Origin of the sequence: uncultured Anaerovibrio sp. (genome assembly GCA_902786545.1) — a bacterium.
Taxonomy (GTDB): Bacteria; Bacillota; Negativicutes; order Selenomonadales; family Selenomonadaceae; genus Anaerovibrio.
The window spans coordinates 24,666-40,402 of the sequence record CADACU010000030.1 but is presented as its reverse complement, the minus strand read 5'-3'; the positions used below and the strand labels follow the sequence as shown (position 1 = coordinate 40,402).

10 protein-coding genes are annotated in these 15,737 nt (G+C 44.2%); 9 read left to right on the top strand and 1 reads right to left on the bottom strand.

Translation table 11 applies throughout. The features are described 5' to 3' along the window. Positions 1 to 205: 205 nt before the first annotated feature. Positions 206 to 1,834: a GDSL-type esterase/lipase family protein gene (locus QZV24_RS07080; RefSeq protein WP_294522110.1), complete on the bottom strand. Its 1,629-nt coding sequence runs from the start codon at positions 1,832 to 1,834 to the stop codon at positions 206 to 208. Positions 1,835 to 2,097: 263 nt separating this feature from the next. Here QZV24_RS07080 and murB point away from each other — a divergent pair, with 263 nt between their 5' ends. The 9 genes from murB to leuB all read left to right on the top strand — a co-directional run bounded on the left by murB (position 2,098) and on the right by leuB (position 15,733). Then, entirely contained in the window at positions 2,098 to 3,015 is a 918-nt protein-coding gene (gene murB / locus QZV24_RS07075) for a UDP-N-acetylmuramate dehydrogenase (RefSeq protein ID WP_290657218.1), read from the top strand. Then, complete coding sequence (locus tag QZV24_RS07070; RefSeq protein WP_294522105.1) at positions 3,015 to 3,479, top strand: CYTH domain-containing protein; 465 nt, start codon at positions 3,015 to 3,017, stop codon at positions 3,477 to 3,479. The genes murB and QZV24_RS07070 overlap by 1 nt, the downstream gene beginning before the upstream one ends. Before the next feature lie 261 nt (positions 3,480 to 3,740). Beyond that, on the top strand, positions 3,741 to 5,441 hold the full coding sequence (locus tag QZV24_RS07065) for a ShlB/FhaC/HecB family hemolysin secretion/activation protein (protein ID WP_294522102.1): 1,701 nt from the start codon (positions 3,741 to 3,743) through the stop codon (positions 5,439 to 5,441). Next, positions 5,438 to 10,954: a filamentous hemagglutinin N-terminal domain-containing protein gene (locus QZV24_RS07060; protein ID WP_294522098.1), complete on the top strand. Its 5,517-nt coding sequence runs from the start codon at positions 5,438 to 5,440 to the stop codon at positions 10,952 to 10,954. The genes QZV24_RS07065 and QZV24_RS07060 overlap by 4 nt, the downstream gene beginning before the upstream one ends. Before the next feature lie 307 nt (positions 10,955 to 11,261). Then, on the top strand, positions 11,262 to 11,792 hold the full coding sequence (gene ilvN / locus QZV24_RS07055; RefSeq protein WP_290657211.1) for an acetolactate synthase small subunit: 531 nt from the start codon (positions 11,262 to 11,264) through the stop codon (positions 11,790 to 11,792). Continuing rightward, a complete protein-coding gene (ilvC, locus tag QZV24_RS07050; protein ID WP_027406089.1) occupies positions 11,773 to 12,789 on the top strand; it encodes a ketol-acid reductoisomerase in 1,017 nt (338 codons plus the stop codon). Before ilvN ends, ilvC begins: the two co-directional genes overlap by 20 nt. 113 nt (positions 12,790 to 12,902) lie before the next feature. Next, positions 12,903 to 14,162 (top strand): 3-isopropylmalate dehydratase large subunit, encoded by a 1,260-nt coding sequence (gene leuC, locus QZV24_RS07045; RefSeq protein ID WP_294522091.1) that lies wholly within the window; start codon positions 12,903 to 12,905, stop codon positions 14,160 to 14,162. Between the two features lies 1 nt (position 14,163). Further along, entirely contained in the window at positions 14,164 to 14,664 is a 501-nt protein-coding gene (locus tag QZV24_RS07040; protein ID WP_290657207.1) for a 3-isopropylmalate dehydratase small subunit, read from the top strand. A gap of 1 nt (position 14,665) precedes the next feature. After that, positions 14,666 to 15,733 carry a 3-isopropylmalate dehydrogenase gene (gene leuB, locus QZV24_RS07035; protein WP_294522085.1) on the top strand — a complete coding sequence of 356 codons (1,068 nt, stop codon included), beginning with the start codon at positions 14,666 to 14,668 and terminating at the stop codon, positions 15,731 to 15,733. Positions 15,734 to 15,737: the final 4 nt, after the last annotated feature.

The following is a 15,737-nucleotide window of genomic DNA, read 5'->3' as shown; positions in this document are numbered from 1 at the left end:
ATTCAACTATGAGGATGTATTCGCCCAGTATGATGCCGATTCATCAGTTTCAAAAGAAAGCAAAACAATCATTGCAAAACGGGTAATTGGTGGCCGCTGGTTCAGTCGTGAATGGGATATCCATTTTGGCAACCCGGCTGATCCTGTATTGCTATGATGTTGTCAGAAAAAAACCAGTCAGCGAACATTTGCTGACTGGTTTTTGCTATTCCTGAAAAACATCCTTGTGGCGATTGATTATTTCTGCCATAAGCTTTTTCCCTGTTATATCCGGATGGAGACCATCGTTGGCAAGGACCGGATCCATAATGGAGTGGTTCTGGTCATAGAAATATGGCTCCAAATCAATATAATAAGGCTTGGATTTTATGTATTTGTTGATTTTTTGCATTTTTTGGTACCACATCGGGTCAGTTGGCGTGTGGAAGGCCAGCATTATGTTGGATGGGTTGATAGGCGGCAATGTAAGCAGAATTGGCCGTATATCATTTTTTATGCACTTAAGATAAATACCTTCCAGGTCATTTATCACTGTATCAGCAGAAATATCCTGAGCTCTCAGGGAATTGGACCCGGTCATAATGATGAGATTGCGTGGATTTATTGGCAATACATCCCGATCAAACCGTTCCAGCGAAGTGGTTGAGGTATCTCCACTGCGTCCGATATTTATGGCCGGAAAATCCAGATAAGTAGTGTAGCTATATTCAATGCAGGATGGAGCGAAGGATACTGCTCCGCCACCATGGGTAATGCTGTCACCAAATGTAGCTACCCGTGGCCGATTGGTGTAGGAAGGTACTTCAAAGGTATCTGTATCGGAATAGACACCTATGGTTTCTCCTTTATCATTTATGGCCCGTACCCGCCAATAATATGTTCCGGCGTAATACCGCGGATATTCATCGTAACAACTGAAGGCCCCATTGACTATTTTGGCCCAGGCCCGATCGGATGTAGGCTTTGTGTTATTTTCAGCAGCTGGTGGATGGGACATCAGCTCTACTTCATATTTTTCAGCACCAAACATTGGAATCCAATGATATACCGGATAAACTGGCTGCCTGAAGCCAGGCATTCTATCAAAGTTGTTCAGCAATGGTTTGTTGGGAATGGCCTTCTTTTGATCAATAACGATTGGCTCAGCCGTGGAAAAAACTCCGATGGGCTCCTTGCGGAGATTGAGGGCCCGTACCCGCCAGTAAAGTCTGGTTTGATTGGCATACGGTCGTAAATCAAACTGAACCCCGTTGGTAAATACCAATTGGGTAGATGTCAAATGGTTCACCGTTGACAATGTGACAGTATTCTCTTTGTCCGGTGGCCCGGACAGAATTTCCAGCTCATAAAGCACCCCATCAGGTACACTGTGCCATACCAGATATGGAATAACACTGGCGGGGTTATCCTTGGTGTATTGATATATGGGAACCGGTTTTATTGGATTGGAATAGTTTGGATTGGCCAGCATAATCTCATCGGAGGACAGCTTGCCAAAGATACCATAGGCGGTGACCTTGTAATAGGTGGGGATGGCTGTAGTTGATACTTCATAGGTATCTGAAAATGTATATTCAGAGTTTACAAGATGATATTCATCACTGCCGGAGAGCTTGCCGGTGGTCTTGGAATATGTATCCACTTTGTAGAAGCACGGATAGGGATAGCGGGTCCAGGTCATGGTCATTTTGCCGTCAGTCTCGCTAAAGCTGGCTTCGATGGTATAGTCCTGCAAATGAAATATATCAAATTTTTCCGTAAGAAAAATACATAGGGTTGTAAAACCTAAAATCAATATTAGGAAAGATATAAAAAACAAAATAACTTTTCGCATTAAAAAATCACCTTTTAAAATCATTGGCTAACAAATTTTATTATACAATAAATTGAAATTAACAAAACTACAACAGCTGGCGAGCATATCTCCCAGCTCGTTGAAACGCTAATTGGAAGATTTTTCTTCTAAAGAAGAAAAATTTGAACAATGGCGTTATAAATAATATAGTAAGATAAACTCTTTTCAAATCAGCACTTAGCTAGTATAATTAAGTGGTTAATGTGTGTGCTACATTAAAATAAATATGAGGAAATGATAAAATGGAAATAAATCAGGCATTTGTGGATGAGCTGGGCGAAATTTTGCCAAAGGAACAATTTTATATAAATGAGCCAATGTGCAAGCATACCACCTTCAATATTGGTGGGCCGGCGGATTATCTTATTTTTCCGGCGGACATGATGCAGCTGGCCCAGATTTTTAAGCTTTTGAACAAGCACGATATTCCTTCGACTATTTTGGGGAATGGCTCCAATGTGCTGGTATTGGACAAAGGCATTCGGGGGGCAGTGATTAAATTTCATGCACCTATGTCCTACAAGCGCTGTGAGGGCAATCGGATTGTTGCCGGTGCCGGAGCCTATTTGAAGCATATATCCCAATTTGCTGCAGATAATGGCCTTTCAGGTATGGAATTTGCCTGTGGTATTCCCGGATCCTTGGGGGGAGCGGTGTTTATGAATGCCGGGGCCTATGACGGGGAAATGAAAAATGTTGTCAAGGAAGTAAAAACAGTTACTACTACCGGTAAAATATTGACATATGGTCCGGATGAGTTTAACTTTGGCTATCGTCACAGTGTATTTCAGGCCAATGGACAGGCTATTTCGGAAGTTACATTGGAGCTTCAGCCAGGGAATAAGGACGAAATTCAGGCCAAGATGGATGATTATACCCAGCGGCGGGAAAGCAAGCAGCCTTTGGAAATGCCAAGCGCCGGCAGTACCTTTAAACGGCCGGAGGGATATTATGCCGGTACTTTGATTGATAACACCGGTCTCAAGGGGCTGCAGGTAGGTGGGGCCCAGATTTCCACCAAGCACGCCGGCTTTGTGGTTAATTCCGGTAATGCTACAGCCCAGGATGTGTTGAACCTTATCAAAGAGGTACAGGACCGGGTATATAAGGAGAAGGGGGTAAAGCTCTATCCTGAGGTACGGATTATTGGGGAACAATAATGGGAATTGAAATCGAGCGTAAATATCTCATTGATAAGCAAAAATGGCAGCCAGCTGTGGCCGGAGTAAATATTCGTCAGGGGTACATTGTGGCTGATGAAGACCGAACGATACGGGTTCGGATAAAGGGCAATAAAGGTTATTTAACTATCAAGGGAGCTACGAAAGGGATTTCTCGTCTGGAAATGGAGTATGAAATTCCATTGGCGGATGCGGCCAAGCTTCTTGATACAATGTGCCAAAAGCCCTTGATTGAAAAAATCCGGTATGTTGAACCCCATTTGGGACATACCTGGGAAATTGATGTTTTTTATGGGGACAATGATGGGCTTGTTGTGGCCGAGGTGGAGCTGGCCAGTGTAGATGAGCCGGTGGAACTGCCGGAATGGATAACCCGAGAAGTATCTGATGATAAACGCTATTACAATGCCTGCTTGTCAAAGAACCCATTTAAAAATTGGTGATTTCATATTATAAGTTAAAATATTTTATCTTTTTGAGCTTTTTACCTTAAACTATTGTGTATTTTGGACTATTTGTGTTATTATAATACACGGTGAATTTACATATCTGAATATGCAGGATGAAAACATACGGGTTTCATCAGCACTTACACGAAATCTAGGGTCATTTTTGTATTTCAGATCCGATGTACGAAGATTTCATAACGAGATTATGTGAATTATTTGCCTCCTTGAAGTTTTTAACCTCAGGGAGGTTTTAATATGGTCTGGAAAGGAGTTATCTTTTTGTCGTATTCTAAAAAAATATGCTCGTACAGCTTAGGTTTATCCTTAGCGTTGCTGCCTTGTTCCCATGCTGCCGCTGATATGTTAGATATGCCGGATTCCGGCTCCATATCAGCGTCTATTTATGATGACAGAAGCTGGAAGCCGAAAGAAGATAAAGATGAAGTTGATGTAAATATCAATTTGGGTAAGATTCAAAATGGTAATGCGAATGTAAAAATTAAAGTAAAAGAAATACAGCTACGGGGTAACACGATATATCCCGCAGAAAAGCTATTGGCTCAGGCCGGCGATAGTATACAGCCGGAAATGTCCTTTAATGATTTATTGGTTGTAGCCCAGTGTATAACTGATTTTTACCGCAGTAAGGGATATATGACCACGATAGCGTATATTCCGACCCAGGATATTGTTCATGGGACGGTAATAATCGACATTATGGAAGGGGCCTATGATGCGGCTTCCTTTGATAACGCCTCCAGCCTGCTGACTAGTCGGGCAGCTGGCATTGCGCATAGTGTCAAAAAAGATCGGATTATTAGTCGTCAGGAACTGGATCGTGCCCTTTTGATATTGAATGATATACCTGGAATAAAAGCCCATGCCATTCTCTCGCCGGGCCAGGAACCGGGGAAGGCTAAGACCGTACTGCAACTTACCGATATAGAGAAATCCGGTGGATTTATCTATGCTGATAATTTTGGAAATCACTTTACTGGGCGCAACCGCTTGGGAGCTATTTATCATTGGAATAATATTTCTCATGTGGGAGATCAGCTGCAGGCCGGATATCTGCGCAGTATCCAGGGAGATGATCTTCAGAATTTCTCTCTAAAATATGAATTGCCGATGTTCAATTTTGGCACCTTTGGTGGATTGGAATATTATCGGACGGATTATGAGCTGGGGGGAAAATATCGTTTTATGAATGCCTATGGTATGGCAGATACTATCCGATTATTTACCAAAACACCTTGGAAACGCTCAATAGATAATAATCTTTATTTTATATTCAATTTAGGTTATACCAAATTGACCGATCGGATCAGATTGTGGGGAACCGATAATCGTAAGCATGGATATTTTATGCGCTTTGGTTTGGATGGAGATTACCGAAACAAGGCCTATGCTTCGTCCTATAAGCTGATGCATACGGTTGGGCATATGGTATTGGATTCTGCTGATGCGCTAAAAAATGATTTGCTTCATATTGATGGTGTGTATCAAAAAACTGTTTTCGATGGATTTTATATTCATAAACTAAGTGATAATTTGAATTTGCATTGTTCCTTATCAGGGCAGAAATCATGGACTAATCTGGATTCTTCAGAGAAATTCTATATTGGTGGCTACAATGGTGTGAGGGCTTTTCCTCAGGGTGAAGCCAGTGGTGACAATGGTATATTGGGCAATGTTGAATTCAGATATACTTTTGGTGATTCCAATTGGCAGCTGGCAGCATTTTATGATGCCGGCTGGGTGAAATATATGCACGACAATCATGATGGTCCGAATTCCCGCTATATCAATGGTGCCGGTGTGGGCATTATATGGCAAAAGACGGGCGGCGTGTACGCAAGATTGGATTATGCGTTGCCGTTAGGGAATAAATATTCGGAAAGCTATGGCCATGATATGCACGGAATTTGGTGGTTCCAGGTTGTGGCAAAAATATGATGCGGATAAACATGTTTGGAAAGGTAGGTCGTCTTGTGAGCAAGAAGGAAATGCTGCGCCGTAGGATAATTGTTGGTTTAACAACAGTCTCGGTGTTATGCAGCTCATATGGTACAAATATAGCTTATGCAAATGTTGCTGATGCTGCATTGCCGGCAGGTGGAGCTGTGGCATACGGTATTGCAGAAATAAATCAGGAGGCTGATACACCCACAATAAATATAGCCCAGACCAGTGATAAGGCAATTATAAACTGGCAGTCTTTTAATGTAGGCAGGGATGCTACGGTAAATTTTGTTCAGACCCTAGCCGGTAAACCGAATACAGCAGCTATGACTCTTAATCGGGTGGATGCGGCTGGTGGAATGTCAGAAATAGCTGGTAATATAAACTCCATAGGATCATTCATTTTGGTAAATCCTAATGGAACGGTGTTTTATGATGGTTCTAATGTCAATGCGGCCGGGGTGGTAGTTTCAACTGCTGAAATTGATGAAAATGCTTTCAAGAACAATAAGCTGGTTTTTGCCCAAAACAAGGATAACAACAATAACATTATTGTTAACGGAACAATAAATGCGGCCACTAATGGTGCATACCTCACCGGGGCAGACGGTATGCTGGCCAAGGTGATAAAAAATGTAGATGAATCAGTTCTGAATACCACGGATGTACAGTTAGCCACGGGCTTTTCCTTTGCCAACAACACTATTCGCCTGGTGGCTGATGGCGATATTGCAGTAGGGCAGAATGGTGTACTGCAGGCTACTGCTACGACTATTATTGCTGGTGACAAAACGGTTGGTGCGGAACAATTCAGTGTAGAAAGTGACAGTTCTACCCGGGATGGCGCCATTGTTTTGCGGGCTGACCAGAATGCCGATGATGTAGCAACTGTTGATGCAAATGTTTTGTCTGTTGCCGGTATAGATAATGCTGATATAACGGTTTATGATAAATCCAGCCGAGGAGTGGAGGGAACTTTCAAAACTGCTAAGGTGTATCTCAATAATGTGGACAGGGCCCAGATAGCTTCCCAGAATGTCAGCGTTTATTATGATGCAGATGTTACAGAAGCAGGGATTGATGGAACTGAGGTTAATTCACTGGGGCTTTCCAATACTGCTAAAAGTGTATTTACGCAAAAGGACTATTCAAAATATAGTGCAGAGACTACTGCTTTAAAGAGCAAGGTGGCCCAGAACTTTGACGGCGGCAGCATAAAAAATCAGAATTATTCCATGCTGGTAAATGATATATATCAGTTGGAAGCTATTCAGGATGCAACCTTTGGCCATATGGGAGGATCCTATGCCCAGGGGACAAGCTTTGCTGCTTTTGATACAGCCAATTGGAACGATGGGGCCGGATTTATACCTGTTGGCAGCGAGTTGAAACCATTTACCGGTTATTTTAGTGGCAATGGTGGATCGGCTACTTATAAGATTTTTGATTTAAATATCAATCGCCCTGATGAAGATAATGTGGGCTTATTTGGCTATGCCAGCGGTGCGGGATTTGGTGCAGTAAATGTTATTGATTCCAGAATTGTCGGCCGTAATAATGTGGGCGGTATTGTCGGGCAGACTGTAAATCACGCTCATTTCGGCAGCGACACTGTACGGAAGCGGGTGAAGGCGTCTGATGGCCAGACTACCATAACTGCATCTGAAAATAATATAGCTGGTCAGGAAAATGTAGGCGGTATCGCCGGCAAAATGGTCGATAGCTCAATCCGTTATTCTGTTTCAGGCGCTACTGTTGCCGGTAACAATAATGTAGGTGGCTTAGCTGGTGAAATTATCGGTGAGGCCATCGGGACACAATACGGTACAGGTTATTATGCCAATATTTATTCCAGCCATAACAAGGGGTACTACAGTGCCGATGAAACTGCTGGGCAGGGATATGGCGTAGTAGAAGGTACCGGTATAAATGCTGGTGGATTGGTGGGAAGTCTAAATTCCACTGCAGAAATATCTGTTACGGAATCCTCATCCAATGGTCAGGTGCATGGCCAGGATAATGTGGGCGGATTGGCAGGTCAGCTTGCTGGGGGAAAGCTACTTTACTCTTATAATACCAATGAAGATACCATATTGGGCGACAGCTCCGTGGTTAACACTGCCGGTGTGGGAGATGGGAATTCCATATATGGTAAGGTAAGTGGTGTAACTAATGTTGGCGGTATTGTTGGAAAAATGATGGATGGTAGCATTGAACAATCCTATAATGCCGGGAATATTACTGGTGACAATTCTGTAGGTGGTATAGTAGGCAATATGAATGGTGGTTCCATTGAAAAAGCCTACAATGCTGATAATAATACTGTTTTGTATACCAGTATCAATGAAAAGGCATATTACGGTTTTACGGACAATGCCGGTAATTCATACACATACAATCAGGCTGATCAGAGATGGTTGAAGACTGATACGGATGAAATCAGCTCAGTAATTGCTCTTGCTGATTTACCGGAAGAAAATCAACGGACATACTATAATCGCTTGGCTTACCGGGATGCAGTGGTACAGGGGCAAAAAAATGTAGGTGGCGTGGTTGGTAGTATGAGCAGTGGCTCCATCAATCAGGCCTATAATGCCGGACAGGTCAAGGCATTAACCGGGGCAGACAATATTGGGGCTTTTGTGGGTAAGTTTACCGATGGTACGGTGACGGACAGCTTTTTTGTTACTACCCAAAACAATGGGACCCGAGTAACGGCTCAGGACCAGGTAGCAGGTAATGGTATTAGCCCGGCAGGAATATTTGCCAAGACCCTTTATGAAGCCCAGAATACCAGTGATACCAACTGGACCGGTATGAAAAACACTGGCAATGGCTGGACAATTTATAATTATTCTTCCACACCATTGTTAAATCATTTTATGCGGTGGATTAACATCAATCGTCAATATGAATACGATGGTACAGTCCATAATCTAATGACTACGGATGTCAATAATTATTATGGTGGTGCTTTTTTTGGCAACGGGGACGGAAAGAATGTTTATTCCGTTAATTATGATGTGCTGGAAAGCTATAACGCCGCTGATTGGGTCATTAAATCCGGTAGCAGCAGTGCGGATACAAGTCATTCCTCGGTATATCGTTATGATAAATCCACTATGTGGTCACCGCAGCACGGTTATTATACCAGCGATGATGCCCGTATGATCATTACGCCAAAAACGGTTGATGTTACTGTTATCGGAGCCAAGACTTATGGTAATAATGTGGTAAGTGGCGCCGAATATGCCTCTGAGGCCGTTAAGGACAGTGGCAAGTATGCTGTTGAAGCAACTGGTTACATCAATGACGATACTTCGGATAGCGTGTTTGATGTAGATCTGTCTGTTACCAAATATTCTCCTGACAGCAATCAGTTGGCCGCCGGTACCTACGAAAATACAGCTGGCTTTATAAATCCGTTATTTAATCGCAAGGATAACAACTATAATTACAATGTCAGATTTAAGAACAAGCTGACAGTTGATAAAGCAAATCTGTATGTAAATCTGGTGGGAGAAAAGGTATATGGTAATGCAATAAATAAAGGAACATACAAATACTATGCTGTTGAGAAAAACACGGCTGAAGAAGGACAGATTTCAGAAAACGATGTGCAAAATGACGGCAAGCTTAAAAGTTGGGATAATATACCTACTACAGAAGCCGCTGCCAAGAAATTTGCTGGCACGGTAACCTCGTTAACTGCTGATATGGATGTTATGCATAATAACCAATCAACAGGTTCCAAGGAAATAGATGCCAAATCGGATGTTATTGGCCATTACGATGCTGAAGGAAATTTCGTCAGAGATGCGTATAATTTGGCTGATGCCCAGATAAAATCTTCGGCTTCTTTAGAGAAAAACTACAATGTAATTTATGATGCTTCCAAGGGAAGCACTGGAAAGCTGACTGTAACTCCTCGGAATGCAGTTGTAAAGGTTGTAGGAGAAAAGGTTTATGGTGCGGATAAGCTTGTTGGTGGAGAACTGGGGGTTACACCTGTTGTTGCCGGTGCAAATGGTAAGTATTCAGTAGCTGTAACCGGTCTTACATCGGGGGATACTTCGGATTTGGTATTTGATGTGGATATGAGTGGCGTTTCCTGCGAGGAGGACTCAAATCAGCTTGGAGCCGGGAAATATACGGATGCTAATGCGCATTTTGTTAATCCGCTGGTTACCAATAAGAATTTTGCAGACAGTGACCAGGTAAACCATAACTATAATGCCAAGGTTACTAATGAGCTGAATGTCAAGAAGGCTGACCTTTATATCAATATTGTTGGACAAAAGAAATATGGTGACAATGTTCAGGCCGGCACATATTCTTATTATGCAACCAATAAAAACGATGCAACCGCTGGATCAATATCTGATTTGGATCGGCTAAATAACGGAAGCCTGAAGAGTTGGGACAGTTTTCCTGTAAGTCGGGAAGCTGCTGTCAAGCTTGATGGTAAAAATATAAATTCGATGACGGCGACAGAAGATGTATATGCCAATACAGTTAAGCAGCCTGATAATAAAATCGGTGCAAAATCCAATGTGATTGGTACAGGAAGCGGCACCAGCTTCGAAGCTGGACAATATGGTTTAGCTGAGGTTGATGTGAAACCAGGTACATTCAATACCGCAGCTGTATCCAAAAATTATAATATAATTTTTGATCACAGTAAGGGCAGCCAGGGGGAGCTTACGATAACTCCCCGTGAACTTACCGCTACTGTTACGGCGATCAAAAACTATGGTGAGGATGCAGTCGGTGGAGATGATTACACAGTTTCAGTGAAAGGGTTTGTTAATGGTGATACGGCCGAGGCAGTATTGAACATTGATAAAACTGATACTAAGTACAAAAATGATTCTGATAAGTTGGATGTTGGTACATATGATGATATCAGCGAATTTGTAAATCCGAAAATTACAGGCAAGGATAATAATCATAACTACACAGTAAAATTTGTGGATAAGCTTACTGTGAAACCAGCACCGGAGCCTGTAGTAGAGCCGGTGGTTGCACCGGAGCCTGTAGTAGAGCCGGTGGTTGAACCGGAGCCTGTAGTAGAGCCGGTGGTTGAACCGGAGCCTGTAGTGGAGCCGGTGGTTGAACCGGAGCCTGTAGTGGAGCCGGTGGTTGAACCGGAGCCTGTAGTGGAGCCAGTGGTTGAACCGGAGCCTGTAGTGGAGCCAGTGGTTGAACCAGAGCCGGTAGTGGACCCCGAAACGGTTACTTCATTGAGTAGCAGTGAAAATATTCCTGAAATAGTCGAATTTGAGGTGAATAAAGCCAGTAATGAACATGTTCCGGAGGAACAAAGTGAAGAAATTGCCCATGGAGGGCATATTGCTAGAGAAGGTAAGGAAAGTATTCGTTATATTACCATTGAGGATACTGGTATAAACATTGAAAATGCCAAGATGGAAAACAATGTTATAAAAGTGTCAGCTGATAGTTTGGTGGATGGAATGAATGAAGTAATTATCTCCGGCGACAAATAAGCATTAAAAATTCCCTGTGTATAGTTCGTTGCACAGGGAAATTTTATTATAAATCGCAAACACATATGTTCATTTGAAATGCACAAAAATTTCTATAATGTAATAAGAAGTGGATATAATAGGCAAAAACTGTTGACAAAACACTTTAATAGCGCAATAATATACACATGTTTATCCTGCGCTAACGGGTGCCAAGGATTTATTCGACTACATTCAGTTGGAGTTTAAGGCTTCAACGGAGTAAGTCTCAGTTTACAAATAGTAGATAGTGTAATTCGTTTTAAAAGCCGTATTGATGGAGGTTTTTATGAAACATATTCTGTCTGTGCTGGTTAAAAACCAGCCAGGGGTACTGGTACGGGTGGCCAGTATGTTTTCCCGGCGGGAATTTAACATAGAAAGCCTGACGGTAGGGGAAACTGAGTCAAGTGATTTTTCCCGTATTACCGTTATGGTCAGCGGTGATGAATACATTATCGACCAGGTGTTAAAGCAGTTGGGCAAGCTACCGGATGTGGAGGTCGTCAAGCGCCTTGATGACAATGCATCAGTTTATCGGGTGATGACCCTGATAAAAGTTCAGGCAGATGATACCAACCGCTTGGATGTTTTAAAGATGGCCGAGCTCTTTGGGGCTCGTGTTATTGATGTTCAGCCCACAACATTGATTTTTGAAATCACTGGCAGTGAGGACAAGGTCAAGGCCTTTAACCGTGTCCTGTCCTCCTACAATGTTTTGGAGGTCATTCAGACCGGGGTTACAGGTCTTGAGCGGGGTGAACATACTATAAAGGAATATTGTGAGGAGAGAGAGTATTATGGCAAAAATCTTTTATGATCAGGATGTAAATTGGGAAGTAATCAAGGATAAAACCGTTGCCATTATCGGCTATGGTTCGCAGGGTCATGCCCATGCATTGAATCTGAAGGAAAGCGGCCTGAATGTGGTTGTTGGTCTGTACGAAGGCTCCAAGTCCAAGGCAGTTGCCGAAAGCAAGGGGCTGAAGGTTCTGCCGGTTGGTGAGGCTACTGCGGCTGCAGATATCGTAATGATTTTGATTCCTGATGAAAAGCAGGCTGAGGTATATAAGAATGAGATTGCACCAAACTTGAAGTCCGGTGCAGCATTGGCTTTTGCTCATGGCTTTAATATTCATTTCCAGCAGATTATTCCGCCAAAAGATGTGGATGTATTTATGGTTGCGCCAAAGGGACCTGGTCACCTGGTACGCCGGACCTTTACTGAGGGTGGCGGTGTTCCGGATGTATTTGCTGTTGAGCAGGATGCCACTGGGCATGCTTTTGAGCTGGCTCTGGCTTATGCCCGTGGTATTGGTGGTACCCGTTCCGGTTGTATCCAGACTACTTTTAGAGAAGAAACGGAAACTGACCTCTTTGGTGAGCAGGCTGTTTTGTGCGGTGGTGTATGCTCCCTTATCAAGAATGGCTTTGAAACTCTGGTGGCTGCCGGATATCAGCCAGAAATCGCTTATTTTGAGTGCTTCCACGAAATGAAGCTCATCGTTGACCTGATGTATGAGGGTGGTATGGCCAAGATGCGCAAGTCCATTTCCAATACGGCTGAGTTTGGCGACTATGTATCCGGTCCTCGGGTAGTTGGTGAGCCAAGCCGCAAGGCTATGGAACAGGTTCTGAAGGAAATTCAGGATGGTACCTTTGCCAACAAGTTCCTCACAGACAATCGGGCAGCTGGCTGGGCTAACTTCTATGCTATGCGTCGTTTGAATGCTGAGCATCAGATTGAAGAAGTTGGTGCCAAGCTCCGTGGTATGATGTCCTGGCTGAAGGATGGAGCAGACCTTTCCAAAGACTAATAAATAAAAAGAGGTTTTGGGCCTCTAAGATAGAATAGTCTATGTGTAGAACGGCTTACGCCAATTTCTGGTGTAAGCCGTTTTTAGAAGTGTATTTTAGGAGGGGACATATTATGGGAATGAATATGACCGAAAAGATTTTGGCGAAGCATGCCGGCCTGACCTCGGTGGAACCGGGACAGCTGATTACCTGCAAGCTGGATATGGTGCTGGCCAATGATGTTACGGCACCGCCTGCTATTAAGGAATTTGTCAAAATCGAAAGGCCGGTGTTTGATAATACAAAAATTGCCTTGGTGCCGGACCATTTTACCCCAAACAAGGATATAAAGGCGGCTGGACTGGCCAAAACTGTCCGGGATTTTGCCAAGGAGCATAAAATAAAGAATTATTTTGAAGTGGGCCGGGTCGGCATCGAGCATGTTATCCTGCCGGAAAAGGGCATTGTGGCACCGGGTATGTGTATTATTGGAGCGGATTCCCATACTTGTACTTATGGTGCAGTTAATGCATTTTCTACAGGGGTTGGTTCTACTGATTTGGGGGTAGCTATGGCTACCGGAGAAGCCTGGTTCAAGGTACCAAAGGCCATAAAGGTGGTACTTACGGGAAAGAAACCCAAAAATATCTGTGGCAAGGATGTAATTTTGACCCTGATTGGTATGATTGGGGTGGATGGAGCCTTGTACAAATCTCTGGAATTTGCTGGAGAAGGCGTTGCCGAACTGACCATGACCGACCGGTTAACCATTGCCAATATGGCGATTGAAGCCGGTGGCAAGAACGGTATTTTCCCGTATGACAAAATCACGGAAGAATATCTCAAGGATAGGGTGGATTATGAGTATGAGCCGGTGGCGCCGGATGAGGATGCCGGCTACGAACAGGTCATTGAAATAGATTTGGCCAAGCTGACGCCGGTAGTGGCATTCCCACACTTGCCGGAAAATACCCATCCAGTGTCTGAAATTGATGAAATTAAAATTGACCAGGTGGTTATCGGTTCCTGTACCAACGGCCGTTTGGAAGACTTGCGGCAGGCGGCAGAGGTGTTTAAGGGGCATAAGGTTCATCCGGATGTACGGTGTATTATTATCCCAGGGTCCCAGCAGGTATATATGGATGCCATTCATGAAGGGCTGGTAGACATTTTTGTGGAGGCAGGCTGTGCGGTTAGTACACCGACCTGCGGTCCATGTCTGGGGGCGCATATGGGAATAATGACCGCCGGAGAGCGGGCTGTGTCCACTACCAATCGAAATTTCCGGGGGCGGATGGGTCATGTCGACTCGGAAGTATATTTGGCTGGCCCGTATGTGGCGGCTGCCAGTGCAATTTTAGGTCGAATTGGCGTACCAGAGGAGGTTGAGTGATATGGCCCACGAAGGTAAGGTTTGGCGCTATGGCGACAATATAGATACAGATGTTATCATTCCGGCCAGGTATCTGAATTCATTTGATCCAAAGGATTTGGCGGCTCATTGTATGGAAGACAGCGATGAACATCAGGAGGCTCCTTTTGCCACTAATGTGGCTGAGGGGGACATTATGGTGGGAGGTAAGAATTTTGGCTGTGGTTCATCCCGGGAACATGCCCCGATTGCTATCAAGGCAGCTGGCGTCCCCGTGGTAATCGCCGCGGATTTTGCCCGTATTTTCTATCGTAATGGGATAAATATTGGTTTACCACTGTTGGAAATTGGCGATGATGTAAAGAAAATCAATCACGGTGATAAATTGAAGGTGGATGTATCCACTGGTAAAATTGAAAATCTCACCACCGGGGATACTTTTCAGGCTCAGCCACTGCCGGGCTTTGTACAGGAAATTGCCAAGGCTGGTGGACTCATAAACTATATTAAGGAGAAAAAGTAATATGGCGAAAAAAATTGTTGTCATCCCTGGGGATGGAATTGGCAAGGAAATTACCGATTCAGCCGTGGAAGTAATAAAAAAGGTTGCGGATAAATTCTCTTTGGATCTTAGCTATGAGTATAAGGATGCCGGGGGCACCGCTTATGATAAATTCGGTGTACCATTGCCGGAGGATACGCTGTCAGCCTGTAAGGCGGCCGATGGTATTTTGTTTGGTGCTGTAGGCGGCGACAAATGGGACAATGTGGAACCATCCCTGCGGCCGGAAAAGGCCATTCTGGGACTGAGGAAAGGCCTGGGGTTATATGCCAATCTCCGTCCGGTGAAGGTAGCGGACTCACTGGTAGAGTATTCTCCGTTGAAACCGGAGCTGGTCAAGGGAGTTGATCTGGTAATTGTCCGGGAGCTGGTGGGTGGAATTTATTTTGGCGATAAGTGCGAGTCTGAGCAGCACAATGGGGCAGAACGGGCTTGGGATTTAGAAAATTATTCTGTGCCGGAGGTTCGGCGTATTGCCAAACTGGCCTTTGAGACAGCTAAGCTGCGCCGCAATAAGGTGACTTCGGTAGACAAGGCCAATGTTTTGGCTACTTCCCGGCTGTGGCGCCGGACGGTAGCGGAAATCGCCAAGGATTATCCTGATGTAGAAATGAACAATCTCTATGTAGATAATACCGCCATGCAGCTGGCTGTGCGGCCAACCCAATTTGATGTGATTCTCACCGGCAATCTGTTTGGAGATATATTAAGTGATGAAGCGGCAGTTATCGGCGGTTCCATAGGGATGATGCCATCGGCCTCCATTGGAGAGCTTACCAGCTTGTATGAGCCAATTCACGGTTCGGCACCGGATATTGCCGGCAAGGGAATTGCCAATCCGGTGGGGACTATTTTGTCAGCTGCGATGTTGCTCAGATATTCCCTGAAGGAGGAAGGGGCAGCAGTGGCCATTGAACAGGCGGTAGATAAGGCATTGGAAGCCGGCTGGCGAACAGCTGACCTTTGGCATGACGGCTTAAAGAAGGCCGATACTGAAACTATGACTCAGGCAGTTATTGACTGTATCTGATGGG